A 26,353-nucleotide genomic window follows, 5' to 3' on the forward strand; every position below is an offset into this window, starting at 1 on the left:
TTAAGTGATTTATTACCTTGGCATGCCGATCTAAAAGCTTGATGATATCGGGCTCCACCGCTTAATTGACCGCTTACTTTAATAAAGCATTAACCCTCACCGCCCGCGAGTTTGATTTACTGCTTTTTTTAGCCAAACACCCGCAACAAGTCTTTAGCCGCATGCAATTGTTAGAAGCGGTATGGGGTTATCACTACGACGGCTATGAGCACACAGTAAACAGCCATATTAATCGCTTACGCAATAAGCTTTCTGTGTGCTCACCTGAACATGATCTCGTCAAAACAGTGTGGGGCGTAGGCTACAAATTTTCACCACCAGAGGTGCAAGCCCACTAATGAATCGTTTATTTAATCGATTGTTTTTAGCATCAACGATAATAGTGTTATTACTGTTTGTAGCGTTATGGCAATGGTTGCAACTTAACCATGAATTTAACCGTAACCAAATTCAGCAATCACTGCATCTACAACTTGCTGAACACATGGCACACATCAACCCTTTACTATCACAAGGGATAACGTCAGACGCCGCGCTTAAAGAAGCCTTTCATGATTTTATGCTGTTAGGTCCAAGCTTTGAAATTTACACCTTAGACCCAGATGGCAAAGTGATAGCCTATGACGCCAAAGAAGAAAAAATTAAAATTCACCGGGTCGATACTGCAATCATTCAACAGTTTTTAAATGGCGACAACCTGCCAGTACTTGGCACAGATCCGCGCAGCGAAGATACCCACAAGATTTTTTCCGCCAGTAAACTCATCACCGAAGATGGACTGCACAGTGGTTATTTGTATGTCATCATTGGCGGTGAAGATTATGACAGTTGGCAAACACTCATAAATGCCGAAAACCAACCTAAAATCTGGGGCGCCACTATTGGATTTTGGATCATTTTTGCTTTAGTGCTATTTGTAATTTTACTGCGCTATTTTACCCGCCCAATCCAAAAACTCGCTCAAGACTTAACAGAACTTAAAAACACCCCGATGTCAGACAAACTGATACTCCCCCAGCGCTATCGTGGCAGCTTAGAAATAAGCCTGCTGAGCCATCATATCAATCATTTATTGCAAGAAATCCAATTGCAACAACAGCAAGTTAAACGCCAACAACAGGCCAAACACGACTTTTTACTGCATTTGTCACATGACTTAAAAACCCCGCTTACTGCACTATTAGGCTATATCGATACTTGGTTAATATTGCCCGAAAACGAACGTGACCAAGCACTGATCCAATACGCGGCAAACTCAGGCCAAACCTTACAGCAGCTACTGGCTCAACTGTTAGAATTAGCCGCCCTCGAAAATGGCCAAATCGATGCGCAACTGCAACAAGTCAACTTAAGTGAACTGCTTTGCGATATTGAACAAACCTTTACCCCACGAGCGAAAAAACTCGGGGTTCAGTTAGATTTTGACATCAACCATGCCAGCCAAATCTATACCGACCCTGCACTGATGCGCCGCATACTCAACAACTTGGTCGATAACGCCCTGCGTTACACTCCCGCAGGCGGCAAGATACAAATCATCAATGCGCTCCACAACGGCCAACAATGGTTAACCGTGCGCGACACAGGCGCTGGCATGCACCAGCATGAAGTTGACGCCCTGAAACAATTATCGATGACCACATTGTCGTTTGAAGCGAATCAAAGTCTGCCACAACTCGGCGTCGGACTCGCCATCGTCAGGCAGTTATTGGGATTATTGAAATGCAGAATTGAAATAGACAGCCAACCGGGCGTCGGCAGTGAATTTAAGATAGAGCTTGTAACGCAGGGTTAGAGCTGAATTTGTTGTGATTTAACATCTTAATGACCATGATAGACGGTGGCGAATAAGAGTCTACAGTACAAGTGAATATGGGATAAGACTTCCCAAATGCAACTATATATTGCCCTATAGCTCAAAAGTCCAATCCATGGATCACCACATTTTCTGTGTATGGAAAGTAGTGATACACAAAATTTGAGCGTTATAAAGATACTTATAATTAATGAATTTCTCAGGCTCTAATTGGGACCAAATACAAAGTACCCAACCATCACTGGTATTAATATAATGACAAACGAGCACATAAAATATATAGCTCTTTTTTTATCACTTTTGGAAGTAAACTTCTGAACAGAATCTTCATCTATAGCTTGTGCAGCCTTTACTTTAACCGGTAAGAGCATTGCTACAGCATAACTCGGAATTCTCATCCCCATATTATCCCATTGCGGTATGCTTCCACCTGAAGCCTTAATTTTCTTCTCTATAGGGTGTACGGTCATTTGCGCAAAAACCAAATAAGCTATAAAGAAATTGACTAACGGAATACTGCAACACAACCAAAATATACTTTCATAATTTTCCATCATAAATTACCAATTACTGCTTGCATCATAAAGTTTACCCGTAATTTTTTTACCTGCTGTATCGAAACCCAATCCAACAAGAAAACCAACAGAGGCGGCTGCACCAACTCCAATCACAACAGCCCATCCAACTGGTGTAAATACCAGCGCAATACCAACTCCAATGCTATAAGCACTACCTGCTGCGACAGTTCCAGCCGCGAAACCTGCAGAAAAAAACCAATCTGAGTTGAACCAGTGCTTAAGCGGAACCACTAATAATTGCAATAAGCATATAAATTTCTACCTGTTTAGTTTTTAGTTTTCGTCAAAAAAAAGCGAATAGAATATTGCAAATAATAAAAAAATGGCAAGAGAGGCTATAGTATAAATAGCTCTGATACGATCATTTTTAGTTGCAAACTTTCGTACCGAATCTTCATCTACCATTTGCGCTGATTTTGCTTTGATACTAAACATCAGAGATAAAGCATAACTCGATATACGAATTCCCATGTTGTCCCATTTGGGTAATTCTCCTCCAGAACTCTTAATTTTTTTCTCTAAAGGATGAACAGTCAATTGTGCAAAAATTAGCAGTGACACACCAAAATTTATCATTACCAAAATACTGATGATCACAAATAAATCTTTATACTCAAACATTTACAATCACCAACCACTGCTTAATTCATAAACAGATCCTGTTATACCTTTCCCAAACTGGTCAGCTAAATAACCAGCTAAGAATCCAGCAGAAGCTCCCACACCGATACCAATTACCACAGCCCATCCTACGGGAGTAAACGCTAATGTAATGCCTACTGCGACGCCATAAACACTAGTTGTTACGGCTGTCCCGGCTGCGAAACCCATAGAAAAACCGACAGTCTCTTGCAAAGCTTGTTTCTCCCAATTACCGCCGCTCTCGAAGGTATCTCTTACCGCTGTCGCTCGAGAATGGACATCCAGCAGCACTAAACCATTACCGCCAAATTTTGCAACACCAGCGAATTTATTCAATGTTCGAAGCTCTTTTGCAGACGAAATTTAGATTGGTTTTGTCGTTCTAGCACTTTTAGCCTGATTAAGACCACGATCAGCATTGTTCCAAATGCTAGCCTTACGAGCTCTTGAGCTAGCTAGTCGTTTTGAAATTTCATTGTGAAACTGTGAATTTAACCGACTATGTAACTGCCGCGCCGTTTGTTCAAACTTAAGGACTTCTAACTTTGGCATTTTTGAACGGTAAGCATTACGCACTTTTTCAAGCGCCATTTGGTATTCTTTTATTACGCTTTGTAATTGTGATAAATGATGACCCATTGCACCGATGGATGCTCCCATCATTGCTTTATTCTGCTCTGCAAAAAAATCTTTTGGTAAACTATCTAACTGTTGATCATAAAAATCAGATAGTGCTAAAAGCATATCAGGCCCAACAGCTTCGTTAACCTGCGCAATGGCTTGTCTTTGATGTAACGGTTTAGTTTTAAATTTACCTAATTCGTTATTCAATAAATGGTCTTGAGCATATGCTGTGTTAAAACTATCCATGAAGTTAACTTGTGGAACACCTGGAGCCTGAAAAGGTGCGTCTAAGATTGATGGTGGTGTATTGGGGGTAAGACCTGTTATCCGCCCTTTAGGGCAAATACTAATTTCAATTGGCATAATATCTTCCTTGATTTATTAAGCGCACATTTTAAATAAACTTTATGTTTAAATCACAATCTATAGATCAAATGTAATGATGGGTAATTTTATTATGTTTAACCTTTTCATTCTATAGTCATAAATAACTATGATAAACGCAGAGCCTACTCAAAAATGATAAGTAAATTTTAAATGGCTGTGTTGGAAAAACATAAAACAACTTTAAATTTTGGCAACAAAAAAGCGGATCCGAAGATCCGCTTTTGTTAGCCAATACCACTGAATTACTTGTGGTATTTACCAGACAACTCATGCACAGAATTGATAAATGCACCGGCATGATCTGGATCGACATGCTGGTGAATACCATGGCCTAAGTTAAATACATGGCCATTACCTTCGCCGTAGCTGGCTAGAATTTGGTCCACTTCTTGGTGAATACGTTCAGGTGTGGCATATAACATCGATGGATCCATGTTGCCTTGTAGTGCCACTTTATGGCCAACACGACGACGGGCATCACCAATATCAACAGTCCAATCTAAACCTAATGCATCACAACCTGTTTCAGCCATAGACTCTAACCATAATCCGCCACCTTTAGTAAATAAGGTAACAGGTACTTTACGGCCGTCAGCAAAGCGAGTTAAGCCATCAATGATTTTTTGCATGTAACGCAATGAGAACTCGCGATAAGCATGGTGAGATAATGCGCCACCCCAAGAATCGAAAATCATTAACGATTGTGCACCGTTTGCAACTTGCGCATTAAGGTATAACACCACTGAGTCTGCCAACTTGTCTAATAACATGTGCAATGCAGCGGGCTCGGCATAGGCCATACGCTTAATTTTTTCGAATGTTTTGCTTGAACCGCCTTCAACCATGTAAGTGGCCAGTGTCCAAGGCGATCCCGAAAAACCAATTAACGGCACTGAGCCATTTAGTTCGCGACGAATAGTGCTTACGGCACGCATCACGTAGCCTAATTCATCTTCAGGATCAGGAATACATAACTTTTTAATCGCATCTATGGTGTCAGTCGGACGCTCAAAACGTGGACCTTCACCGGCTTCAAAATACAAACCTAGGCCCATAGCATCTGGCACAGTCAGGATATCTGAGAATAAAATCGCAGCATCTAAATCATAACGACGTAATGGTTGTAAAGTGACTTCGCAAGCCAATTCAGCATTACGGCATAAAGACATAAAGTCACCTGCTTGAGCACGAACTTCTTTATACTCAGGTAAATAACGTCCCGCTTGACGCATCATCCATACTGGAGTGACATCAACAGGTTGCTTCAGTAACGCACGTAAATAACGATCATTCTTTAATTCTGCCATGTGGGCTTTCTTCCTAGACTGTTATGATTTCTATGATTTCTGCTGGGCGCTAGTTTAGCACTTACCTGATTAATGTAACCACCCATGCAGAATTTATGTGAGCTATTCCTAAATCTAGTGTCGATTTTATTAACATAACCGCCTTATCCGCTCACAAAACACACAATACTGATGTGTAAATCGCAATTTATAGGATTAAAAGTTGCGCCAAGGAATGGGGTTTGGTATAAAAAGTATGCGCTAGCAAGAACAATCAAGAAGCACGACAAATCGAGCCTTTGAAAACTTAGTTACCCCGTGATGGCATGCCTATCATGGGGTTTTTTATTATCCACGTTATGCCGTTTCTTTTTTCATCCTAAAGGGTCGGTCCACTGCAAATATAAATAAAACAGTTGATCATAATACACGTTGTCCAATACATTAGTGGTTACATAAAGACTGCCAATTAGAGAGAAGACATGCTAACAAAACTAGAAAAAGCAGAAAGACGCTGGGGCGGTGCTCATAATTTAATCGATCAATGGATAAGTAATCGCCGCAAATTATTGATCCAATATTTTATTGTTGCAGGATTAGCACCCTATTCTCGCAGCGAAAAATCACTTCCAAAAATGGATCAAGTGAAACAGTTTTGTGCCCAATTAGTTGATTATGTTTCTGAAGGCCACTTTGAGGTATACAACAACGTTGTTAAAGCTTGTGAAAGGTTTGGTGAGTCGAGCATAGAAACAGCCAATGGCTTATTACCGCGCATTAGTGAAAGCACAGATACTGCGTTGGATTTTTATGATAAATATACCGATGCATCTGACGAACAAGTGCTGTATCAGCTCGACAACGATTTATCTCATTTAGCACAAGCCATGGAGTCGCGTTTCGAATTAGAAGATGAGCTTCTAGAACTCCTTTACCAACGTCTTCCTTAATTGAGGCAGCCCATTAAAAGTGCGATTTGTTACGCACTTTTTAATGCGGATCCCTTGATTACACCTAAGGTTATTGCCGTTTATGCCAGTTTTCAGGCAGCTCAACTTGTGACCATAAATGTTGACATAAATCTTGCGGCTGATGCCAATCGCCCATTTTTAACCAGGCCACCAATGCATCGCCCACCTGTGGATACGCAATCGGCTTAGGTGATGGGCTTTTTAACCAACGCTTAAGCACGGTTGGATCTAAAGTTTGCATACTCTCTGCCACCGCAAGTAATTGTAACGCAGCAAGGTTAGCCGATTGTTCAAATTGCCCCAGTAAAGGTTTCACCAATAATTTTTTACCTAAGGTCATCGCCTCACTGGCTAACTCAAAGCCAGCATTGCCGATCACCCCACCACATTGGGCCATGTGTTGTTTAAAACCCTCACGATCAAAGCCATGCCAATGAATATGCTCGGCTAATTCTTGCAAAGGTTGCATGCTGTGGTAAACAAAAAAGTGATATTGATCAAATGGAGCTAAAAATGCCGCAATACGATCGGCATCTTCAAACGGTAAATACACTAAAATTTGATGGCTATGATCACCACCATTGGGCGACACCTCAACAAAAGGAGGTAAAATAGGAAAACCAAAGTGATGCCAATGACAACCTAAAGCAATATCGACAGGCGCAAAATGATTCAGTAAAAACTCGTTAAACCAATTGTTACCCTGTTTAGGCACAGGATATTGTAATGCAGCCTGATGACTAATGGCTATCGAAGGCACATGTTGTTGTTTCGCAGCCCAGGCGCTCACGGGTTCAAAATCATTTAACACTAAATCGTAACCCGTTAAATCTAAGTGCTTAATCTCAGAAAAAATGGCCGTCGTTAAATTGCATCTGGCAGTTTTCATTGTATTAACGCGACCATTTTCGGTCACGAATGTCATGCCATTACGGGTCTGATAATCGCCAAAACATTGCATATCAAAGTAATATTGCGGTGTACGGCCTGAAAATAGAAAATCGACATCGATATTATGTTGCTTAAGCGCTTTAGACATCACGCGCGCGCGGCTGATATGACCATTCCCGGTGCCTTGAACTCCATACAAAATTTTCATTTCGGCTTACAATCCTCAACGGCTGAATTATCAAGATGGAAACATGCTGCACTCATTACTGCATGAGCGATGAAAACATGAGTTATCAAAACATGAGTTGCTCAACAAGTAATACGGATCCCATACCCAGCCCTGCGCCAGCAATAATATCCAAAGGATAATGTACCCCTAGGGCGATTCGCGATGAGCCGACAAAACAAGCCCAAGCAAACGCTATTGGTGCTAAGGCAGGAAACACCAGCTCCACCACGCTAGCCAATACAAAGGCACCAGCAGTGTGCCCTGAAGGTAAGCTAAATTTATCCGACGGCTCAAAACCTGACTCAAAGCCCACTAAAGCGTGACAAGGACGATGACGCCGAATACTGTTTTTTAGCAGTAAATACAACGGAAACTCAACCACAAAACTGCCCAACACTAAATTAAAGAAGTACTGACCGTTAGGATGAAAAAACAATAGCGCAACAGATAAGTAAACATAATAGTGGCCATCACCTGTTGCAGATACGCGCTTAGCGGCCTGATTTAGGCCGTTATCTCGGCTAAATTGCACGACCCAATAAAACCAATATTTATCTAACTGGCTGATATTCATCTTCATGCTTAACTCCATGCCAAACGTCAGGAATATCAATTACTCTATCTTTACCCGGTCATAATTGCCCGACTAACGTTATTAATTTGTTAACAGTTTAGATAATAGACAGGGATAATGAACACGAGGTGACAGTTAGTCTAAAGTTTTATGACAGCTAAGTGAGTCGAGAAGTGATGATATAAACCAAGTGTATTGCGAAGACGCGGATGGGTGATATAAAAAATGCCCCCTCTTATTCATATTAAGAGGAGACATAAACAGCATTTGTTTATCGTAAACGATACAGAAACACTTTCTGTGCCATTTATGCAGTTTGCGACTTTGCGCTTTTATTACGATAAATCTTAATTAAGTGAAAAATGTTAATACATGCTACAAAAGCATTCATGCCCGCAACTGGCCAAGCTTCGATTGCATATCCGTAGGCGACAAAAAAAGAACAACCGACAAAATTTAACCATCTGAGTAAAACGATGTCTTTCATCATTAGTGAAATGGCCACCATAACGGATGCAGCATAACCTAAGATTTCAATAATATTGATATTTTCCATAAGAACCTCTATTTCAGGCCCTCTGCCTTCCGTAAGCGTAACGAGGATTCCGTGCCCCTAAAGCTAGCATTATTTTGTAAACTTACATTAATTAATTTATCAATATGCTAACAAACTGGCGAGCATAAATGTAATTAAAAAACGTATTATGATGACTTATATCAACATATATCGGCTAATCTGTTCAATTTGAAAGAAAATTACTTCCAAATCTGATCCCCGTTCTCTATTTAGGTCAATGTGTCATCTGCGCATAAGTAACACCATAAGTTGATTTATAACAATCCAGTGATTAATAAGACTTTTATTTTCATAAAAAGCTCATATAATTCATTTAACTTTGCTTTACCCAGCAATTTACCTTTGCTGTCTTACAGGAGTGAAATATGGAATACAACACCTCAGAACTCTGCGACACGTATATAGATGTAGTCGATGTCGTCGAACCAATGTTCAGTAACTATGGTGGTTGCAGCTCCTTCGGTGGCTCAATCAGTACGATTAAGTGTTTTGAAGACAATGGCCTTATTGCTGATGCTCTACAAGATGACGGTGAAGGTAAAGTATTATTAGTTGATGGTGGTGGCTCATTACGACGCGCGCTCCTTGACGCTAGAATTGCTGAAATAGCGGTTGCCAATAACTGGGAAGGTATTCTCATTTACGGTTCAGTGCGTGATGTTGACGCCCTTGAAGAACTTGATATTGGTATTCAAGCGCTTGCTTCGATCCCTGTCGGTGCTGAAAGTAACGGTGTGGGTGAAATCGAAATTCCAGTTAATTTTGGTGGAGTGACCTTCTTACCTGGTGACCATATTTACGCTGATAATACCGGTGTTATTCTATCTCCAGAACCATTAGATATTGAATAACAACGTCATAGCCAACTTCGCTTTGTAAAAGCTGGCAGACTATTTCTTTAAAAACCAGCTATGCTGGTTTTTTTATGGCTGTAATTTGGAGAACAATCATGTTTAGCGCATTTACTCAACAGCACTGCGATACATTATTAAACTTACGCCCTAATGAAACAAAAATAGGCCAACAGGTTTATCTGGCATCCGCAGAACTGTCATTAGGGCAAAATGCGCTCGATGCTAAGTCTTCTGGCGCACAGTTTGCCATTATTGCCATTGCAGAAGATGTAGGACCACGGGCCAATCTAGGCCGAGGTGGAGCAGATGATGCCTTTGTCACCAGCATGAAGCAGTTGCTTAATTTACAGTCCAATCGATTTCTTAATGGCAACGAATGTGCCATTTTGGGCCAAATCAGTCTCGACACGCCATTGCCTGCAACAGCGACTATCGAACAATTACGTCAAGCAACAGCGCAATTAGATAGCATCGTCATTGCTGCGATCAGTCAAATCATGCAAGCAGGGTTAGAACCCATCGTCATTGGCGGCGGGCATAATAACGCTTACGGTTTATTAATGGCCACAAAAGCCACCACAGGGTTACCTGTCGCAGCGGTCAATCTGGATCCGCACAGTGACTTTAGACCACGAGAAGGTCGCCACAGCGGTAATGGATTTAGTTATGCAGCCGCCAATGGCGCCCTCGATCATTATCATATTCTCGGATTACATGAATTAAAAAACAGCGAAGTCACCCTTGAACAACTAAGTCTTTTTGGCGCCACATGGCATAGCTTTCAACAAATTTGGGTTCGTCGTGAACTGCCGCTCGAGACGGTATTAAAGCAAATAGCGATATCGTTAAATCAAACACAACTGCCAGTGGCACTAGAACTCGATGTCGATGTCATCACCAATATGCCCAGCAGCGCGGCCACATTTGCCGGTATTCCACTACTCGATGCATGCCATTATGTGCATTATATTGCTAGGCATTGTCCATGCTATTACGCTCATTTTGCAGAAACCGCCCCAGCATGCCATCACGCGGGGGTAGAAGCGGGTTATCGTGATGCAGGTCAAGCTCTTAGTGAGCTAATTTATGCTTATATTCAGGGAAGATTAACTTGTTTGAATTAGGATCTGTGGACGCTATTCATTAAATGCTAATTATATGCTCTAATGCAGGGCAATTTTTTAGCCTTAACTGCTGATGTATACTGGGGCTAATCGACACGAAGATCATTGCTGCGTTCAAGTTGATGTGAAATGTACATCGGGTGTAAAGTGAGACCGCTAATTGATAGTTGTCACACTATCACACTAGAGCATTTCAGCAATCATTAGCAATGGCATACACTTACTATTAATTATCGCTCATTATAGGAATATACCGATGTCTGAAGGCGAACCAAAAAATACTCATTTTGGATATAAAACTGTCGAAGCCGATAAAAAAGCAGAGTTAGTCGCTGACGTGTTTCATTCCGTCGCGGCAAAATACGACATTATGAATGACGTGATGTCTTTTGGTATTCACCGTTTTTGGAAACGTCACACCATTGAAGTCGCTGCTGCTCGACCAGGTATGAAAGTACTTGATTTAGCCGGTGGAACGGGTGACCTTACTGCTAAGTTTTCCCATTTAGTAGGCGATCGAGGTCAAGTCGTTCTTGCCGATATTAATGATTCTATGCTCAAAGTCGGTCGAACCAAATTACGTGACAAAGGCATCGTCAACAACGTCAGTTATGTGCAAGCAAATGCTGAAGCATTACCGTTTCCAGATAACCATTTTGATATTATTACTATCGCTTTTGGTTTACGTAATGTAACCGATAAAGATGCCGCATTACGCTCCATGCAACGAGTATTAAAGCCTGGCGGAAAACTATTAGTGCTTGAATTCTCTACGCCTAAACATGAATTAATGCGTAAAGTTTATGACATGTATAGCTTTAAGGTATTGCCAAAAATGGGCGCTCTAATCACTAAAGATGCCGACAGCTACGAATACCTTGCCGAATCCATCCGTATGCACCCTGATCAAGAAACACTTAAACAAATGATGATAGATGCTGGGTTTGAACAAGTTGACTACACCAATATGACAGACGGTGTTGTCGCATTACATCGAGGTTATAAGTTTTAATGATGCCTAATCACTTTGCTTTGTTAACTTGTGCAGCCATTGAAACCGCTTTTAACCAGCTGCCAGCACAGGCTAAAAATGACTATGCTCGCCAGAAATCATTGCACGGCAAAGTTTTTTGTATCCAGTTGAGCCAGCTAGATTGGCCGCTTTATTTAGTATTTGCTAAGCAAATTCAAGTACTCAACCATTATGAAGGTGACGTAGCCGTGACGGTGCGGGCTGATGTATCCACCTTATATCAGCTCACTGAAGGCGCTAACTTAACTGAGCTCATCAAACAAGATAAACTCAGTTTGGAAGGTGATATTCAATTACTTCAATCGTTAAGCCACTATTTACAGAACATTCATATTGATTTTGCCGAACCATTATCACGCTACATAGGTGATGCTCCGACCCATAGAATTGTCACTAGCGCCAAACAATTTAGCCATGATATAAAGCAGGTTATACAAAAAACTCGGTCGCACATCAGCCAGTTAACAACCGAAGAATATCGTCTGGCACCGCATAAAATTGAATGGCTGCATTTTCGTGATAATCTGGATGAACTGGTAAGCCAAACCGAACGTATCGAAGCAAAGATAACCAAATTAAGAGATCAAATCATTAAATGACAACTGCAAGTATCAGGCGTGGTTACCATGTCATTAAGACCATTCTGCATTTTGGCTTAGATGATTTAATTCCTCGACACAAAAAGCCATGGTATTTCTCAATTCTGCGCAACGGTTTATTTTGGATCCGTAATAAACATAAAAATAAATCACCTGCCGAACGCTTAAAGCTGGCGATGCAAGATTTAGGTCCGGTATACATCAAACTAGGGCAAATGCTGTCGACTCGCCGTGATTTGCTTGACGACGAATGGGCTTACCAATTGGCCATGTTGCAAGACCGAGTGCCACCATTTGATTCAGCGTTAGCACGTCAAGCCATCGAAGCGGAGCTTGGAGCACCAATCAGCACTTATTTTGATGATTTTGACGACACCCCATTGGCGTCAGCCTCTATTTCACAAGTCCATACCGCGACGTTAAAATCCAACGGCAAAGACGTAGTACTTAAAGTCTTACGTCCAAATGTTGAGCAGCAAATTCTAGCTGACTTACAGTTAATGATCCAAACAGCTAACATACTGGAGACATTACTAGGTGATGGTAATCGCTTACGTCCTGCTGAAGTGATTGAAGATTACCGCACCACCATTTTAGGCGAGCTTAATCTTAAACTCGAAGCACTTAACGCCATAAAACTGCGCAATAATTTCATTGATTCAAACTCCTTATACGTGCCTTTTGTTTACGAAGAACATAGCTACAAACGATTAATGGTCATGGAACGTATTTACGGTATTCCTGTCTCTGACACAGAAGCGCTACGCGCCCAAGGCACCAACTTTAAACTGCTAGCCGAGCGCGGTGTTGAATTGTTTTTCACTCAAGTGTTTCGGGATAATTTTTTCCATGCCGATATGCACCCTGGTAATATATTTATCAGCCGCGAACATCCTGACGACCCATTTTATATTGGTCTAGATTGCGGCATTATGGGCACCTTAACCGAGGTTGATAAACGCTACCTTGCGGAAAACTTTTTAGCCTTTTTTAATCGCGATTATCACCGTATTGCCCAGTTGTATATTGAATCCGGATGGGTCTCTGAACACACAGACATCATCGCCTTCGAACAAGCTGTTAAAGTGGTATGCGAACCTATGTTCAACAAGCCACTAGATGAAATATCATTTGGCCATGTATTGCTGGAACTTTTTAAAACCGCACGCCACTTTGACATTGTAGTGCAACCACAACTGGTGTTGCTGGAAAAAACCTTACTTTATATTGAAGGCTTAGGCCGTCAGTTATATCCACAATTAGATTTATGGCAAACCGCAAAACCGTTCCTCGAAAACTGGATGTCTGAACAGGTTGGTCCTAAAGCTCTGTTCAACAAAGTAAAATCAAATGCACCGTTTTGGGCGGACAAACTCCCCGAGTTTCCTGAATTGATTTACGACAACTTAAAGTTAGGTCGTAAATTACTCGGAACTCAGCAACAAATGCTAGATAAGTACCTGAAATACCAGCATAAATCACACAAAAGCAACTACCTGTTAATCACGTCTGCAGTTTTGTTGATCTGCGGCACAATATTATTTACTCAGAACGCTACACTGTGGCTAGCATACACCTGCATTGCTTCTGGCTGCCTATTTTGGGCGATAGGATGGCGATCTATGCCAAAGAATCGTAAATTTTAGCTAGCACTATATTATTAGAGGTTCATAATACTTAAAGAATTGGGTGGTATTGTGAACCTTGAAATAACTTTTATACAAAAACTATTTTTTATTTAAAGAGGATAATCTTCATGGGCGGCATCAGTATTTGGCAGCTTCTAATTGTAGCGTTAATTGTCATTTTATTATTTGGTACTAAGAAATTGCGTTCTTTGGGCGGTGATTTAGGTGGAGCAGTAAAAGGCTTTAAAAACGCCATGACTCCAGAAGATGAAAATAAATCATTAGACGATGATAAGAAATCATTAGAAGATGAAAATAAATCATTAGAAGGCAATGATCAGACTGCAGCGACTTCGCAACAGGCTGCAGAAAAGCAACCTGAATCTAAAGATAAACAGGCGTAATTTATTATGTTTGACGGTATCGGCTTTATGGAGCTGCTGCTGATCGGTATTTTGGGGCTAGTAGTACTTGGCCCCGAAAGACTTCCGGTTGCAGTACGTTCAATAACAGGTTGGATCCGCGCGCTTAAGCGCATGGCTAACTCTGTCAAAGATGAACTTGAACAAGAGCTTAAAATTGATCAGTTACATGCTGATTTAAAAAAAGCTGAAAGCAAAGGTTTAGCCAATTTGTCTCCCGAGTTACAAGAGTCAATTGATCAGTTGAAGAAAGCCGCTGAGTCTGTGAATCGACCGTACAAAGTTGAAGACACATCCCCTGTGGCGCCAAAATCATCACCTGACAAGTCTCCTTCTGTCGCAGAAGCTAAGTCATCCGAAATGACCAGCGAAAGCAGTTCAACTCCTAAATCTAACGGGTAATTCATGTCGCAACAGAAACCGCTTATTAGCCATTTGCTTGAATTACGCAACAAATTGCTCAAAGCCATTGGCAGTGTGTTAATCGTCTTTATTACTATGGTTTATTGGGCTAATGATATTTATCACTATATCGCCCTACCATTGATGCGATCTCTACCTGAAACGGGCAGTATGATTGCAACTGATGTTGCAGCTCCCTTTTTTGCACCGTTCAAGCTAACACTCGTGTTGGCATTCTTCATTGCAATTCCCTATGTACTTTACCAAGTGTGGTCTTTTGTTGCACCTGGGTTATACAAACATGAAAAACGTTTGGTTTTTCCCTTATTAGCCAGCAGTACCCTGCTGTTTTATCTTGGAATTGCCTTCGCATACTATATTGTTTTCCCTGTTGTTTTTGGGTTTTTTACCAGCGTAGTCCCTGACGGTGTTGAAGTCGCTACTGATATCAGCAGTTATTTAAGTTTTATTCTAAAACTGTTTTTTGCTTTTGGTTTAGCCTTTGAAATCCCCGTAGCCGTGGTTTTACTCTGCTGGGCGGGTGTCACCACACCAGATGAGTTACGCCAGAAACGTCCGTATATTGTTGTAGGAGCTTTTGTTGTTGGCATGATACTGACGCCACCCGATATCATCTCGCAAACTATGCTAGCAATACCAATGTTGTTATTGTTTGAAGGTGGCCTAATAGCCGCACGTTTTTACAGCAAAAAAGAAGACGAGCAAGAAGACGAGCAAGAAAATGAAAAAGCTGATGATTAAGCGATAAAGGAAGCCTCTACGGGCTAAGAAGCAAATAATAAGGAAGAATAAATGCGTTTAAGTTTAATTGTTGCTGGGATCATATTGATGTCGGCTAATGCATATGCCAATACTAATCTTGGTCAGCAATTGTCTAACTGTGCCGCTAAAACGGACAAGCTCGAGCGGCTAATTTGTTATGACGAGTTAGCCGCTAATGCTAAACCTAGCGCTCATATAATGACGACGACAAATACAACTAAGGTTGCTCCATCAGAGGTACCAAAACCGCCAGCTACACCTAATGTTGTAGCACCATTAGTTGCAAGCCCTCAAGTACTCAGTGTTGATGATTTTGGCTTAAAAACGAAAGTGGTAGAAGATGAAGTCGATAAAGTTTATTTTGAAGTATCTGCAGTTAAAAAAGCGCCATATGGCGAATTAATCATCACCTTTACTAATGGTCAAGTTTGGAAACAAAGTAGTCCTGAGCGTTATAAAGTCGATAAAGGTCAACGCATCTTTATTGAAACCGGTGCCTTGAATTCATTTCTACTAGGCACTGATGATCGTAATGCGACGACCCGAGTTAGACGATTAAAGTAACTACAGCACTTTGATCTCATGACTCAATACATCGATATTGCAGTTAATCTGCTTAGTGACAGACTTAAGCACGACATTGACACTATTATCAATGACGCGGCGAAACACCATGTTTCGCCGTTAATTGTTATTGGCAGCGATCTCGATGAAAGTGCCGAAGCAATAACCACCTGCCAACAATATCCACAACAGCTCTACTGCACCACAGGTATTCATCCACACCATGCATCGTCTTGGAACGAACACAGCAAAACGCGTTTAACACAACTCGCTCGGCAAGACACTGTGGTTGCTATTGGTGAATGTGGGCTTGATTATAATCGCGATTTTTCACCGCGTCCGGCCCAAAGAAAAGTATTTGCAGCGCAATTAGAGCTGGCTTGTGAACTCAATATGCCAGTGCTGATGCATTGTCGTGAAGCACATGCGGACTTCATTGCCATTGTAAATGAGTACAGAGCTCTACTCCCTAATGCCTTATTACACTGTTTTACTGGCAGTAAAGATGAGTTAATCGAATGCTTAGCGGCTGATTTGCATATCGGTATTACAGGGTGGGTTTGCGATGAGCGCCGAGGACAAGAACTAGCACGACTAGTACCATTGATCCCCGACCACCGTATAATGGTAGAGACAGATAGTCCCTATTTACTACCGCGCAGTATGCGACCAAAACCTAAATCGAGTAAAAACTTACCTCAATACTTACCTTATATTGTTGAGTATATGGCAAATTTACGCCAGCAATCGCCTACATCATTAGCGCAAGCATGCTATAAAAATAGTCGTGATTTTTTCCAATTACCCGCAAATAAACACCTGAGCAGCCATTTATGAACACCATAATAGCTGAGGTTTTGCGCAAACTTAATCGATATAAGCCAAGGGTATTAATTGGGATGTGTTTAATCTTGATTAGCCACAGCAATTGGGCTGATACATTAACCACTATGCCACTGAGGCTCACGTCGGATTCGATTAGCAAAATTGAACTGCAAGACTGGGTTTACGCCAACAAAAGTGATGATATTGAAACGTTAGCCAGATTATTACAACAACCTGGAAATACCTGGCAAAAACTCAACCCTAAACAACCATACAAGATAGGCATTGAAAATTATTGGCTGAGTTTTAGTATATTTAACCCCAATGACCATTTGTCACGCATTATTGCTTTAGACAACCCTTTGCTCGACAGTATCAAAATATACCATATGATTGATGGTGATCTCGTCAGCACAGAAATAATGGGTGACACACTTGCGTTTAAACACCGTCCATTACAAAGTAATATTTTTTTATATCCTGTCCAGTTTAAGCCAGGTGAAACCCACACTTTTTACATCAAAATAGACAGTAAAGGCAGTATTAGGCTACCTCTGGTATTGTGGTCATCCAATGACCTGACTCAAATTACTGAAACTAAAAACTTATTTAATGGCATGCAAATAGGATTATTACTCGCTATTTGTCTGTTCAGTTTATTTATCGCACTTGCATCTACATCATATAGTTACAGTTATTACAGCGGTTATGTACTGGGGTTAACATTATTGACGGCGTCTCTGTATGGCGTCTCCTTTCGGTATTTGTGGCCTCAATGGCCCTTTATGCAACAATATATTTTTATCATTGTGATCCCACTTACACTGGGATGTTCATTGATGTTTACTGAAAAAGTATTGCAGCTCAAATATCATAATTTAAAAATGCTATACCTTTGTCGTATCATGGCTGTACTTTGTTTCAGTTTAACGGTCATTATGCCGTTTATTAATTACAGCTCTGCGTTATACATATTGGCTTTTGTGGTGTTAACTATCTGTACCATTTTAATGGCTTTCTCATTAATTCAAGCCTTTGGTGGCCAACGAAATGCACCTTTATATGCCATAGGTCGTATGGGATTAATGATTGGTTGCATTATTACCGGATTAATTTATATCGGCTTATTCACCCCCGATATGTCGCCACAAACGCCCATCATGATAGGACTCACCTTTGAAGTGCTCACCATGGCTGCAGTGCTCGCCTTGCGCTACAATGACGAACGTAAGGCCAAATTTAAAATCCAACAACAGGCATTAGCACAAGCTCAACGACTTCGTGAAACTCGCGAAGAAGCCCTGCGAAGTGAAGCCGAAAATAATGAAAAACTTGAGCAGATGGTACAAGAGCGCACCTTGGAATTAGAGATGACCTTACGTGAGCTCAATGAGGCCAACCAAAAGTTGACGGAACAAAATACCATTGATGGCCTGACAGGTGTAAAAAACCGCAGTGCTTTTGACCGACGCTTAATCGCCGAAGGTCGTATTAGTCGTCGTCAGCAGTCACCAATGTCCTTGTTAATGATTGATATCGATAAATTTAAGGATATTAATGATCAATATGGTCATCTTACCGGTGACTTCACAATACAAGCGATTGCGAATACACTGAGTGAATATTTAAAGCGTCCAACGGATCTCGTATCACGTTTTGGCGGTGAAGAGTTTGCTATTATTTTACCTTGCACTGATAAAGAAGGCGCCTTACTCGTTGCAGAGAAAATTCGCCGTTCCATTAGCGAACTCGCCGTTGTCCATAATGGGCACACGATATCAATGACGGTCAGTATTGGTGTGAGCGAGGCGATTATAGACAGTGATCAACATCCATTATTATTACTAGAACAAGCAGATAAAGCCCTGTACCAAGCTAAACGCAGCGGCCGAAATAAAGTCTGCTCTTACCAGCTCGAAACAGACCAGATCTAAACCAGGAGTCGAAAGTGAATATTATTACCAGTGCCTTCCCACAGCGCAGAATGCGCCGCATGCGTAAACATGAATTTAGCCGTCGTTTAATGTCTGAAAATACCTTAACGGTTAACGATCTTATTTATCCGATGTTTGTCTTAGAAGGTTTTCAACGCTCAGAAAAAATCGCCTCAATGCCAGGTATTGAGCGTTTCTCGGTTGATTTATTGATAAAAGAAGCCGCCGAACTTGTTGAACTAGGCATTCCGCTTATCGCACTATTTCCCGTTACACCTGTCGATAAGAAAAGCTTACTTGCTGAAGAGTCTTATAATCCCGATGGCTTGGTACAGCGTGCTGTACGCGAATTAAAGCAAGCATTCCCGCAGCTTGGTATCATGACTGATGTAGCCTTAGATCCATATACCACTCACGGCCAAGACGGTATCATCGATGATACTGGCTATATCCTAAATGACATCACCACTGAGGTTTTAGTTAAACAGGCCCTATCACATGCTGCTGCGGGTGCAGATATTGTCGCGCCATCAGACATGATGGACGGTCGTATTGGTGCAATTCGCCAAGCCCTTGAAGAAAATGGCTTTGTTAATACCCAGATTATGGCTTACTCGGCTAAATATTCATCAAACTATTATGGTCCTTTCCGTGATGCAGTCGGCTCAACTAGCAATTTAAAAGGCGGCAATAAACACAGCTACCAAATGGATCCCGCTAATAGCGACGAAGCATTGCATGAAGTCGCATTAGACATCCAAGAAGGAGCTGACATGGTGATGGTTAAGCCTGGTATGCCTTATTTAGACATAGTACACCGGGTCAAAACAGAATTAGCCGTACCCACATTTGCTTATCAAGTCAGCGGTGAATACGCCATGCACATGGCCGCTATTCAAAACGGTTGGTTAGCCGAAAAAGCCATCGTGATGGAATCATTACTTTGCTTTAAACGCGCTGGGGCAGACGGTATTCTGACCTACTTTGCTAAACGTGCAGCACAGTGGCTGAAAGAGCAAAAGTAATTCAACCGTTTAAGTTCTGCTAAAGCCAATCTCTATCGGATTGGCTTTTTCATCTTGTACCACTATCGGCTCATTAACGTGATCTAGTTTGCATCATCAAACATGTCCCCTTAACACTCCGGTTTAAGCATGCTTGAATACGTAACCTCAAATTGGGTTACGGGGTGGAGTAAGCAAGCTAAAATCACAATATTTGACCTATTTCATATCAAACTTGTCATTCGTTTTGCTAACAAGGCAAAATGACCCGACAACAGGTCAATGGATTGCGCAAAAGAGATGCAAATAGCTGTTTTAAAAGTATTTATTACTCCATACTGAGTATGCCTTACAGTACAGTCTTCACTTCTTAAATGAGACATTATCATGAACAATAGCGTTAGAACTTTATTGGCAACAACCGCACTCTTTTTCAGTACTCAAATGTTACCTATGGTCGTATCTGCAAATGCAGGTTGCGCGTTTGAAAAAGATCAACAAGGCTTTATTGCCACATGCAGCGAGGAGAAACAAGAAGTGATTTTAACCGGCGTGATCCAATCACAAACGATAGCGAGTGAATTGCCAGGCTATGCTGAAGGCTTTGCTAACTATCAAGTTGATGCAAGTGCAATTGATGTACTTAAGGCAATCAAAGAACCGACAAAAATTGTGGTTATCATTGGCACTTGGTGTCCTGATTGCCATCGAGAAACACCGCACTTTATGCGAATTATTGAAACCGTAGCCAATCCCAACATTGAAGTTGAATACATTGGCGTCGATCGCAATAAGCAGGATCCTGAAGGGCTTGCGGCAAAATATGCATTCAGCCGAATTCCAACCTTTATTGTGCATCAACAAGGCAAAGAAATGGGCCGTATTGTTGAACGACCTACGGTCAGTTTAGAAGCCGATTTAGTCAAAATATTACAGTAATGGTTAATCGTTTAAGCATAAAAAAGGTCGCATAAGTGCGACCTTTTTTTATTCAATTACGGCCATTATATTATCTTGCATTCAACCTCTGGCTGATGCAGCAATACGATCGGCTAGCAGTTGCAACACGCCTTCGCGAAGTGCACCACCAGCAAGATGTAAGCGACTAATCGATAAACTTTCAAACAACGCAATTAATATCGCCACTCCCGCGGAAAAAGTGGGCGCTTGTTCGGCATTTAAGCCTTTAATCCCTCGAAGTCTGGCATCCGATTGCGATAATACTTCATCTCGAAAAGCATACAAAACATCTAGAGTCATCACCTCGGAGAGCTGTCGATGCTGTAACACCGACACCACTGACTGAACGGCTCCAGAAGCCCCCACAACACTTTGCCAACCTAAGTCGAGCAATTGAGGACGATGTGGTGCCAACATGGTATTAACGTAATCTATAGCCTGTTCAAAGTCGCTGATGTTAACTGGCACTTGACTAAAAAATCGTTGATTAAATAGCACGCAGCCCATTGGCAAACTGGTTTTAAACAGCACCTGGCTCCCATCACCGATAATAAACTCGGTACTCGCGCCGCCAATATCAATAACTAAACGGCGTCCCTTACCTTTAGTCGTGGCAACCATACCTTGATAAATAAGCTCAGCTTCTCGCAACCCCGAAATGACCTCAATTTGATGCTGAAAAATAGGCATCGCTCTTTGGTGAAATTCATCGGCATTACGGATAACCCGCAAGGTAGCTGTAGCAAATACAGCCACATTATCACTATTAATATGATGTTGCGCCAGCATGTCAGCAAACATAGCCAAACACGCTAAGCCACGCTGCATAGCATGCTCAGACAAAATGCCATCATCACCAATACCTTCGGCAAGGCGAACTTTACGTTTATATTTAGCGATAACAATCGGTTTATTACCTACCGAATTAGCCACCAACATATTAAAACTGTTAGAGCCTAGCGTTATCGCCGCATAGGGTTGAGATACAGTTAGCAATGGCATTGACTATGGTCTACGAGTCCTATGACGTGGTGGACGCGAAGTATTACCACCACTTCGATGCGCACCTTTACTTCCGCCATCACGCGTACGAGATGTAGGAGGCTTACGATGAATACGTGCCGGAGGCGGAATATCATCTAATAGTGCATCACGATCATAATTAGAAACGGGAATCGAATGGTTAATGAAGGTTTCAATTTCAGGTAAATTCATTGCGTATTCTTCACAAGCAAAACTAATTGAAACGCCTTTTTGTCCCACCCGACCTGTTCGACCAATACGATGAACATAATCTTCACAATCATCTGGTAAATCATAGTTATACACGTGTGAAACGTCAGAAATATGTAACCCGCGCGCGGCGACATCTGTTGCCACTAAAACGTCGATAGCACCAGAGGTGAATTGCTCAAGAATACGAATACGCTTCTTTTGTGGTACATCGCCAGTTAATAAACCGACTCGATGACCGTCACCTTCTAAATAAGACCACAATTTGTCACAGCTGTGTTTTGTGTTCGAAAACACAATTGCTTTATCAGGCCAATCTTCTTCGATTAAGCTCAATAATAATCGCATCTTATCTTCCATCGACGGATAGAAAATCTCCTCTTTAATATTTTTAGAGGTTTTTTCTAACGGTTCGATTTCAACTTTCTCAGGATCATTCATATGATCATAAGCTAATTCCTGCACTTTCATCGACAGCGTGGCAGAAAACAGCATATTCAAGCGTGACTTAGCATCAGGCATTCTGCGGAATAAAAAGCGAATGTCTTTAATAAAGCCCAGATCGAACATACGGTCAGCTTCATCAAGCACCACGGCTTGAATGTGGCTTAAACTGATGACACCTTGACGCACGTAATCGATAATACGTCCAGTGGTACCAATTAAAATATCAACACCCTTATCCAATACAGCGCGTTGAGTTTCATAGCTTTCGCCACCGTAAACAATACCGACTCTTAAGCCTGTATGTGCCGCTAATAAGTTGGCATCTTTAGCAATCTGTATTGCTAACTCGCGTGTTGGCGCCATAATAATAGCGCGAGGTTCGGTTGCTTTGCGCCCCTCAGGTGCAGCAACGGTTAATAAATGGTTAAATGTGGCCACTAAAAAGGCCATGGTTTTACCGGTACCTGTTTGGGCTTGTCCGGCAATATCCTTTGCATTAAGTAAAATAGGTAAAGATAACGCCTGTATTGGCGTACAAAACTCAAAGCCGTTCTCGTTTAACGCCGCTAGTACTTCGGGCTTTAAAGGGAAGTCGGCGAATTTCTGGGTCGATAAATGTGTTTGGCTCATAGCACAAGCATACCTGTAGGGGTTGCAAAAAAAGATTCGATCGTTTGAAATAGCTACATTACTAAAACGGTCTCTTGAAAAGCTATTTAACTGACCCAATATACATCGTAAGCCATTAATAAACTAGCAATGGAACCAAATCCGGAGAACAACATGAGCGATAAAATTATATACCTAAGCGATGACAGCTTTGAAAACGACGTATTAAAGTCTGAAACACCCGTATTAGTCGACTTCTGGGCGGAATGGTGTGGTCCTTGTAAAATGATTGCCCCAATCCTAAACGACGTTGCTGAAGAGTATGCAGGCAAACTGACCGTGGCAAAACTAAACGTAGACCAAAACAGCGTTTCACCAGCGAAATACGGCGTCCGCGGTATTCCAACATTGTTAATGTTCAAAGGTGGCGAACTAGTGGCAACCAAGGTTGGCGCACTTTCAAAGACACAACTGAAAGAGTTTATCGACACTAAAATCTAAGTAGAAATAGCCTAAAAATGTTAATCGGCACAAGTTTTAAACAGTTTGTGCCGCTTTAAAATAATATTTAGCCTAAATTTGTGGACGCCCAACGTATATAGTGCTAATTTATTCATCAGATCTTTTCAACTTAACCTCTTCTCGCTTATCAATCATAAAATATCTTTTCAATCCTACTGATTGATTGCGGTTAGCTTCGTCGCGCAACACAAGACTCCCATACATGAATTTAACAGAATTAAAAGACACGCCAATTTCGGATCTAGTTTCTCTTGCTGAAAGCATGAATCTGGAAAATATGGCTCGTACCCGTAAACAAGATATCATCTTCTCTATTTTGAAAGCTCACGCCAAAAGCGGAGAAGACATTTTCGGTGGCGGTGTATTAGAAATCCTCCAAGACGGATTTGGATTTTTAAGAAGTTCAGATGGCTCATACCTTGCGGGTCCTGACGATATTTATGTTTCACCAAGCCAAATTCGCCGTTTTAACATGCGTACTGGTGACAGTATTTTTGGTAAAATCAGACCGCCGAAAGAAGGCGAAAGATACTTTGCACTTTTAAAAGTCAGTGAAGTCAACTTTGATAAACCAGAAAGCTCTCGCCACAAAATCCTGTTTGAAAACTTAACCCCACTTCATGCTGAAGAACGTCTTCGTATGGAACGTGGTAATGGTTCAACAGAAGACATCACCTCGCGTATCCTTGATCTTTGTTCACCGATAGGCAAAGGCCAACGTGGTTTGATTGTTGCGCCGCCAAAAGCCGGTAAAACATTATTACTGCAAAGCATTGCTCAAAGTATTACTTACAACAACCCGGATGTGGTGTTGATGGTATTACTGATTGACGAACGTCCTGAAGAAGTGACCGAAATGCAGCGCATGGTTAAAGGTGAAGTTATTGCTTCAACCTTTGATGAGCCAGCAAGTCGTCACGTTCAAGTTGCTGAAATGGTTATTGAAAAAGCCAAGCGCTTAGTTGAGCACAAAAAAGACGTAGTCATTTTATTAGACTCTATCACCCGTCTAGCTCGTGCATACAACACCGTTATCCCATCATCAGGTAAAGTCCTTACCGGTGGTGTTGATGCCAACGCACTTCACCGTCCAAAGCGTTTCTTCGGTGCTGCACGTAACATTGAACACGGTGGCAGTTTAACTATTATCGCTACCGCACTTGTTGATACCGGTTCGAAAATGGACGAAGTCATTTACGAAGAATTTAAAGGTACAGGTAATCAAGAGTTACACCTTTCTCGTAAGGCGGCAGAAAAGCGTGTGTTCCCAGCGATTGATTTCAATCGTTCAGGTACACGTCGTGAAGAAAAATTAACCACAGCTGAAGAACTTCAGAAAATGTGGATTTTACGCAAAATTCTTCATCCAATGGATGAGGTATCTGCAATGGAATTCTTAATCGATAAGTTGGCTATGACCAAAACGAACGAAGAATTCTTTACCGCAATGAAACGCGCGAAGTAATTATTTACTGAATCGCCAAATCATTACAAAAATGCCGCTACTTTAGCGGCATTTTTTTGTTTAAATAATAATAAGCTGTAGCTAGAAACTGCAGCGGACTACGTCCTACTAGTACGCTTCCAGCGATTAAATCAATCTGCATCTCGTTTTTTCAGTAAACGAAGCGATCGCTATCATCGCTTGATATCGATTTTCAGCTTTAGCTTTTAGCTCGTAAGCACCTAGCTCTTAGTCTCTTAGTCTCTTTACCGTTTGCTATCGCTATTCATCGCTTTGACCGCTTGATATCGTATTCTACCGCTAGCTACCATTTACCTGCTTTAGCTCCTATAGCATCTAGCAGCGAAGCGATCTAGCACCTAGCTCTTATTCGCTATTGATTCGCTTTACCGCTTGCTACCGTGTACCAGCTTTCGCTCTTATTCGCGCTTGTGCCTGACTGAATGACGATATGAATAATCTTCATTGCCTATAACGTCGACACATATGGCACCTCAGGTAACCCCAGAGAACGGCCGAGAATAATATAAACCAGCATACTTGCCATCCCTAACAGCATTAAATAGCCAAACAGCATCTTAGCAAACTTGAGCATGGCAAAACGGTGCGCAACCAAACCCCATTTCACCACTACTCGATATAAACCAAACACCGCATGAATCGTGACGATGGGCAATAACAACACATATGACGCCCATGTATTAAAGTGATATACCCGCTCAGCAGAAAGATACGGGCCAGTCTCAGGGGGGGTCATCATGGTAAAAAAGTGGATCGGGACGAGAAAGAACAACAAAAAGCCAGTGATCATTTGCCAAAACCAGATTTTAGTTTCTTCATGGGGTAAAAAACGCATTTGATTACGTAAAGCTCGCCATTGTCCAATTTGAGTAGGGAAACGACACAAGGCTGGGACCGCATGGATCGAGACGACTAATGATATAAAGCAGAAAAATATTTGCGTCAACAGAGAGTAGCCATGATCGGTTTCACTGAACACGCCACCTTCTATAAATTGTGCCACTTGATAAAAAGCTTCTTTACCGAGTAAAAGACTCGACTCAAACTGCAGATGCATCACTAAAAAAAGCCCAAGCACCACTCCAGATAGACTTTGCAGTTTATCTATTAGATCAGCCCAAACGGGATTAGCAAACCCTTTAGCAGTATTGGCACCACTGCCGGCTTTAGTTTGCAAAGAATTCGCAGCCATAAATCATCACTTCCAGTCAGGCACAATAGCAAGCATTGACCATATCAAGAGTTGTTGCATAGCTGCAAATAACGACAATCAAACCGTGATAATGCTCACCTACTATTAGGCTGGAGTTAGAAGCCGATCACACAAAGAATCAAATAAACAGTCAAAT

29 protein-coding genes and 1 pseudogene are annotated in these 26,353 nt (G+C 41.5%); 18 read left to right on the forward strand and 12 right to left on the reverse strand.

Annotated elements, in window-relative coordinates:
- Positions 1 to 77: 77 nt before the first annotated feature.
- Together AAEZ02_RS14470 and AAEZ02_RS14475 are read left to right on the forward strand one after the other, a co-directional pair.
- Positions 78 to 338 (forward strand): annotated as a pseudogene (locus tag AAEZ02_RS14470) (winged helix-turn-helix domain-containing protein); the annotation flags it as partial.
- A complete protein-coding gene (locus AAEZ02_RS14475) occupies positions 338 to 1,795 on the forward strand; it encodes a sensor histidine kinase (RefSeq protein ID WP_351123718.1) in 1,458 nt (485 codons plus the stop codon). The pseudogene AAEZ02_RS14470 and the gene AAEZ02_RS14475, both read left to right, overlap by 1 nt.
- Positions 1,796 to 2,022: 227 nt before the next feature.
- On the opposite strand, the gene AAEZ02_RS14480 is transcribed toward AAEZ02_RS14475, so the two are convergent.
- From AAEZ02_RS14480 to hemE, 6 genes are all read right to left on the reverse strand, one after another.
- Entirely contained in the window at positions 2,023 to 2,370 is a 348-nt protein-coding gene (locus AAEZ02_RS14480) for a hypothetical protein (protein ID WP_101032946.1), read from the reverse strand.
- 6 nt (positions 2,371 to 2,376) lie between these two features.
- Positions 2,377 to 2,637 carry a hypothetical protein gene (locus AAEZ02_RS14485; RefSeq protein WP_101032947.1) on the reverse strand — a complete coding sequence of 87 codons (261 nt, stop codon included), beginning with the start codon at positions 2,635 to 2,637 and terminating at the stop codon, positions 2,377 to 2,379.
- A 30-nt stretch (positions 2,638 to 2,667) separates the two neighbouring features.
- Positions 2,668 to 3,015 (reverse strand): hypothetical protein, encoded by a 348-nt coding sequence (locus AAEZ02_RS14490; protein ID WP_351078275.1) that lies wholly within the window; start codon positions 3,013 to 3,015, stop codon positions 2,668 to 2,670.
- Between the two features lie 6 nt (positions 3,016 to 3,021).
- Entirely contained in the window at positions 3,022 to 3,372 is a 351-nt protein-coding gene (locus AAEZ02_RS14495; RefSeq protein WP_351078277.1) for a hypothetical protein, read from the reverse strand.
- Between the two features lie 27 nt (positions 3,373 to 3,399).
- Positions 3,400 to 4,023 carry a hypothetical protein gene (locus AAEZ02_RS14500; RefSeq protein WP_351078280.1) on the reverse strand — a complete coding sequence of 208 codons (624 nt, stop codon included), beginning with the start codon at positions 4,021 to 4,023 and terminating at the stop codon, positions 3,400 to 3,402.
- Positions 4,024 to 4,289: 266 nt separating this feature from the next.
- Positions 4,290 to 5,354 (reverse strand): uroporphyrinogen decarboxylase, encoded by a 1,065-nt coding sequence (gene hemE, locus AAEZ02_RS14505; RefSeq protein ID WP_124014066.1) that lies wholly within the window; start codon positions 5,352 to 5,354, stop codon positions 4,290 to 4,292.
- Between the two features lie 461 nt (positions 5,355 to 5,815).
- On the opposite strand from hemE, the gene rsd reads away from it, so the two are divergent.
- Positions 5,816 to 6,283 carry a sigma D regulator gene (gene rsd, locus AAEZ02_RS14510; RefSeq protein WP_101032951.1) on the forward strand — a complete coding sequence of 156 codons (468 nt, stop codon included), beginning with the start codon at positions 5,816 to 5,818 and terminating at the stop codon, positions 6,281 to 6,283.
- A gap of 70 nt (positions 6,284 to 6,353) precedes the next feature.
- Here rsd and AAEZ02_RS14515 read toward each other — a convergent pair whose 3' ends face one another.
- The 3 genes from AAEZ02_RS14515 to AAEZ02_RS14525 all read right to left on the reverse strand — a co-directional run bounded on the left by AAEZ02_RS14515 (position 6,354) and on the right by AAEZ02_RS14525 (position 8,554).
- Positions 6,354 to 7,403 carry an MJ1255/VC2487 family glycosyltransferase gene (locus tag AAEZ02_RS14515; protein ID WP_124014065.1) on the reverse strand — a complete coding sequence of 350 codons (1,050 nt, stop codon included), beginning with the start codon at positions 7,401 to 7,403 and terminating at the stop codon, positions 6,354 to 6,356.
- A gap of 85 nt (positions 7,404 to 7,488) precedes the next feature.
- Positions 7,489 to 8,004: a phosphatase PAP2 family protein gene (locus tag AAEZ02_RS14520; RefSeq protein WP_351078285.1), complete on the reverse strand. Its 516-nt coding sequence runs from the start codon at positions 8,002 to 8,004 to the stop codon at positions 7,489 to 7,491.
- Between the two features lie 301 nt (positions 8,005 to 8,305).
- A complete protein-coding gene (locus AAEZ02_RS14525) occupies positions 8,306 to 8,554 on the reverse strand; it encodes a YgjV family protein (protein WP_101032954.1) in 249 nt (82 codons plus the stop codon).
- Positions 8,555 to 8,940: 386 nt separating this feature from the next.
- On the opposite strand from AAEZ02_RS14525, the gene rraA reads away from it, so the two are divergent.
- The 13 genes from rraA (at position 8,941) to AAEZ02_RS14590 (ending at position 20,686) form a co-directional block, all read left to right on the forward strand.
- On the forward strand, positions 8,941 to 9,426 hold the full coding sequence (gene rraA / locus AAEZ02_RS14530) for a ribonuclease E activity regulator RraA (protein WP_101032955.1): 486 nt from the start codon (positions 8,941 to 8,943) through the stop codon (positions 9,424 to 9,426).
- 98 nt (positions 9,427 to 9,524) lie between these two features.
- Complete coding sequence (locus AAEZ02_RS14535; RefSeq protein ID WP_351078289.1) at positions 9,525 to 10,553, forward strand: formimidoylglutamase; 1,029 nt, start codon at positions 9,525 to 9,527, stop codon at positions 10,551 to 10,553.
- Positions 10,554 to 10,809: 256 nt separating this feature from the next.
- Entirely contained in the window at positions 10,810 to 11,565 is a 756-nt protein-coding gene (gene ubiE / locus AAEZ02_RS14540; protein WP_101032957.1) for a bifunctional demethylmenaquinone methyltransferase/2-methoxy-6-polyprenyl-1,4-benzoquinol methylase UbiE, read from the forward strand.
- Entirely contained in the window at positions 11,565 to 12,185 is a 621-nt protein-coding gene (locus AAEZ02_RS14545) for a ubiquinone biosynthesis accessory factor UbiJ (RefSeq protein WP_335688268.1), read from the forward strand. The genes ubiE and AAEZ02_RS14545 overlap by 1 nt, the downstream gene beginning before the upstream one ends.
- On the forward strand, positions 12,182 to 13,831 hold the full coding sequence (gene ubiB / locus AAEZ02_RS14550) for a ubiquinone biosynthesis regulatory protein kinase UbiB (RefSeq protein ID WP_101032959.1): 1,650 nt from the start codon (positions 12,182 to 12,184) through the stop codon (positions 13,829 to 13,831). The genes AAEZ02_RS14545 and ubiB overlap by 4 nt, the downstream gene beginning before the upstream one ends.
- A gap of 110 nt (positions 13,832 to 13,941) precedes the next feature.
- Positions 13,942 to 14,217, forward strand: a complete 276-nt coding sequence (gene tatA, locus AAEZ02_RS14555) for a twin-arginine translocase TatA/TatE family subunit (protein ID WP_101032960.1) — start codon at positions 13,942 to 13,944, stop codon at positions 14,215 to 14,217.
- A gap of 6 nt (positions 14,218 to 14,223) precedes the next feature.
- The gene (gene tatB / locus AAEZ02_RS14560) at positions 14,224 to 14,637 is read left to right on the forward strand and encodes a Sec-independent protein translocase protein TatB (protein ID WP_124014061.1); all 414 of its coding nucleotides are present in this window, start codon (positions 14,224 to 14,226) and stop codon (positions 14,635 to 14,637) included.
- A gap of 3 nt (positions 14,638 to 14,640) precedes the next feature.
- Entirely contained in the window at positions 14,641 to 15,399 is a 759-nt protein-coding gene (gene tatC / locus AAEZ02_RS14565) for a twin-arginine translocase subunit TatC (protein WP_101032962.1), read from the forward strand.
- Between the two features lie 51 nt (positions 15,400 to 15,450).
- Positions 15,451 to 15,984 (forward strand): hypothetical protein, encoded by a 534-nt coding sequence (locus AAEZ02_RS14570; protein ID WP_101032963.1) that lies wholly within the window; start codon positions 15,451 to 15,453, stop codon positions 15,982 to 15,984.
- A gap of 18 nt (positions 15,985 to 16,002) precedes the next feature.
- Positions 16,003 to 16,821 (forward strand): TatD family hydrolase, encoded by an 819-nt coding sequence (locus tag AAEZ02_RS14575; protein ID WP_124014060.1) that lies wholly within the window; start codon positions 16,003 to 16,005, stop codon positions 16,819 to 16,821.
- On the forward strand, positions 16,818 to 18,743 hold the full coding sequence (locus AAEZ02_RS14580; protein WP_101032965.1) for a sensor domain-containing diguanylate cyclase: 1,926 nt from the start codon (positions 16,818 to 16,820) through the stop codon (positions 18,741 to 18,743). The genes AAEZ02_RS14575 and AAEZ02_RS14580 overlap by 4 nt, the downstream gene beginning before the upstream one ends.
- A gap of 14 nt (positions 18,744 to 18,757) precedes the next feature.
- Positions 18,758 to 19,768: a porphobilinogen synthase gene (gene hemB, locus AAEZ02_RS14585; RefSeq protein ID WP_101032966.1), complete on the forward strand. Its 1,011-nt coding sequence runs from the start codon at positions 18,758 to 18,760 to the stop codon at positions 19,766 to 19,768.
- A 366-nt stretch (positions 19,769 to 20,134) separates the two neighbouring features.
- A complete protein-coding gene (locus AAEZ02_RS14590) occupies positions 20,135 to 20,686 on the forward strand; it encodes a thioredoxin family protein (RefSeq protein WP_101032967.1) in 552 nt (183 codons plus the stop codon).
- An 81-nt stretch (positions 20,687 to 20,767) separates the two neighbouring features.
- Here AAEZ02_RS14590 and AAEZ02_RS14595 read toward each other — a convergent pair whose 3' ends face one another.
- Positions 20,768 to 21,709, reverse strand: a complete 942-nt coding sequence (locus tag AAEZ02_RS14595; RefSeq protein WP_101032968.1) for a Ppx/GppA phosphatase family protein — start codon at positions 21,707 to 21,709, stop codon at positions 20,768 to 20,770.
- Positions 21,710 to 21,712: 3 nt separating this feature from the next.
- Positions 21,713 to 23,017, reverse strand: a complete 1,305-nt coding sequence (gene rhlB, locus AAEZ02_RS14600; protein WP_101032969.1) for an ATP-dependent RNA helicase RhlB — start codon at positions 23,015 to 23,017, stop codon at positions 21,713 to 21,715.
- 153 nt (positions 23,018 to 23,170) lie between these two features.
- On the opposite strand from rhlB, the gene trxA reads away from it, so the two are divergent.
- Together trxA and rho are read left to right on the forward strand one after the other, a co-directional pair.
- Complete coding sequence (trxA, locus tag AAEZ02_RS14605) at positions 23,171 to 23,497, forward strand: thioredoxin TrxA (protein WP_101032970.1); 327 nt, start codon at positions 23,171 to 23,173, stop codon at positions 23,495 to 23,497.
- A gap of 223 nt (positions 23,498 to 23,720) precedes the next feature.
- Positions 23,721 to 24,983, forward strand: coding sequence for a transcription termination factor Rho (gene rho, locus AAEZ02_RS14610; protein WP_101032971.1), 1,263 nt, complete (start codon positions 23,721 to 23,723; stop codon positions 24,981 to 24,983).
- Positions 24,984 to 25,452: 469 nt separating this feature from the next.
- On the opposite strand, the gene AAEZ02_RS14615 is transcribed toward rho, so the two are convergent.
- Complete coding sequence (locus tag AAEZ02_RS14615; protein WP_351078305.1) at positions 25,453 to 26,196, reverse strand: fumarate reductase cytochrome b-556 subunit; 744 nt, start codon at positions 26,194 to 26,196, stop codon at positions 25,453 to 25,455.
- Between the last annotated feature and the right edge of the window lie 157 nt (positions 26,197 to 26,353).

The organism is Shewanella sp. T24-MNA-CIBAN-0130 (genome assembly GCF_040310185.1).
Classification (GTDB): Bacteria; Pseudomonadota; Gammaproteobacteria; order Enterobacterales; family Shewanellaceae; genus Shewanella; species Shewanella psychromarinicola.

What these genes read in the sequence shown, in the direction of transcription:
- AAEZ02_RS14475 (WP_351123718.1), top strand. Translation starts at nt 338, where the DNA reads ATGAATCGTTTATTTAATCGATTGTTTTTAGCATCAACGATAATAGTG.
- AAEZ02_RS14480 (WP_101032946.1), bottom strand. Translation starts at nt 2,370, where the DNA reads ATGGAAAATTATGAAAGTATATTTTGGTTGTGTTGCAGTATTCCGTTA.
- AAEZ02_RS14490 (WP_351078275.1), bottom strand. Translation starts at nt 3,015, where the DNA reads ATGTTTGAGTATAAAGATTTATTTGTGATCATCAGTATTTTGGTAATG.
- AAEZ02_RS14500 (WP_351078280.1), bottom strand. Translation starts at nt 4,023, where the DNA reads ATGCCAATTGAAATTAGTATTTGCCCTAAAGGGCGGATAACAGGTCTT.
- hemE (WP_124014066.1), bottom strand. Translation starts at nt 5,354, where the DNA reads ATGGCAGAATTAAAGAATGATCGTTATTTACGTGCGTTACTGAAGCAA.
- rsd (WP_101032951.1), top strand. Translation starts at nt 5,816, where the DNA reads ATGCTAACAAAACTAGAAAAAGCAGAAAGACGCTGGGGCGGTGCTCAT.
- AAEZ02_RS14515 (WP_124014065.1), bottom strand. Translation starts at nt 7,403, where the DNA reads ATGAAAATTTTGTATGGAGTTCAAGGCACCGGGAATGGTCATATCAGC.
- AAEZ02_RS14520 (WP_351078285.1), bottom strand. Translation starts at nt 8,004, where the DNA reads ATGAAGATGAATATCAGCCAGTTAGATAAATATTGGTTTTATTGGGTC.
- AAEZ02_RS14525 (WP_101032954.1), bottom strand. Translation starts at nt 8,554, where the DNA reads ATGGAAAATATCAATATTATTGAAATCTTAGGTTATGCTGCATCCGTT.
- rraA (WP_101032955.1), top strand. Translation starts at nt 8,941, where the DNA reads ATGGAATACAACACCTCAGAACTCTGCGACACGTATATAGATGTAGTC.
- AAEZ02_RS14535 (WP_351078289.1), top strand. Translation starts at nt 9,525, where the DNA reads ATGTTTAGCGCATTTACTCAACAGCACTGCGATACATTATTAAACTTA.
- ubiE (WP_101032957.1), top strand. Translation starts at nt 10,810, where the DNA reads ATGTCTGAAGGCGAACCAAAAAATACTCATTTTGGATATAAAACTGTC.
- AAEZ02_RS14545 (WP_335688268.1), top strand. Translation starts at nt 11,565, where the DNA reads ATGATGCCTAATCACTTTGCTTTGTTAACTTGTGCAGCCATTGAAACC.
- ubiB (WP_101032959.1), top strand. Translation starts at nt 12,182, where the DNA reads ATGACAACTGCAAGTATCAGGCGTGGTTACCATGTCATTAAGACCATT.
- tatA (WP_101032960.1), top strand. Translation starts at nt 13,942, where the DNA reads ATGGGCGGCATCAGTATTTGGCAGCTTCTAATTGTAGCGTTAATTGTC.
- tatB (WP_124014061.1), top strand. Translation starts at nt 14,224, where the DNA reads ATGTTTGACGGTATCGGCTTTATGGAGCTGCTGCTGATCGGTATTTTG.
- tatC (WP_101032962.1), top strand. Translation starts at nt 14,641, where the DNA reads ATGTCGCAACAGAAACCGCTTATTAGCCATTTGCTTGAATTACGCAAC.
- AAEZ02_RS14570 (WP_101032963.1), top strand. Translation starts at nt 15,451, where the DNA reads ATGCGTTTAAGTTTAATTGTTGCTGGGATCATATTGATGTCGGCTAAT.
- AAEZ02_RS14575 (WP_124014060.1), top strand. Translation starts at nt 16,003, where the DNA reads ATGACTCAATACATCGATATTGCAGTTAATCTGCTTAGTGACAGACTT.
- AAEZ02_RS14580 (WP_101032965.1), top strand. Translation starts at nt 16,818, where the DNA reads ATGAACACCATAATAGCTGAGGTTTTGCGCAAACTTAATCGATATAAG.
- AAEZ02_RS14590 (WP_101032967.1), top strand. Translation starts at nt 20,135, where the DNA reads ATGAACAATAGCGTTAGAACTTTATTGGCAACAACCGCACTCTTTTTC.
- AAEZ02_RS14595 (WP_101032968.1), bottom strand. Translation starts at nt 21,709, where the DNA reads ATGCCATTGCTAACTGTATCTCAACCCTATGCGGCGATAACGCTAGGC.
- rhlB (WP_101032969.1), bottom strand. Translation starts at nt 23,017, where the DNA reads ATGAGCCAAACACATTTATCGACCCAGAAATTCGCCGACTTCCCTTTA.
- trxA (WP_101032970.1), top strand. Translation starts at nt 23,171, where the DNA reads ATGAGCGATAAAATTATATACCTAAGCGATGACAGCTTTGAAAACGAC.
- rho (WP_101032971.1), top strand. Translation starts at nt 23,721, where the DNA reads ATGAATTTAACAGAATTAAAAGACACGCCAATTTCGGATCTAGTTTCT.
- AAEZ02_RS14615 (WP_351078305.1), bottom strand. Translation starts at nt 26,196, where the DNA reads ATGGCTGCGAATTCTTTGCAAACTAAAGCCGGCAGTGGTGCCAATACT.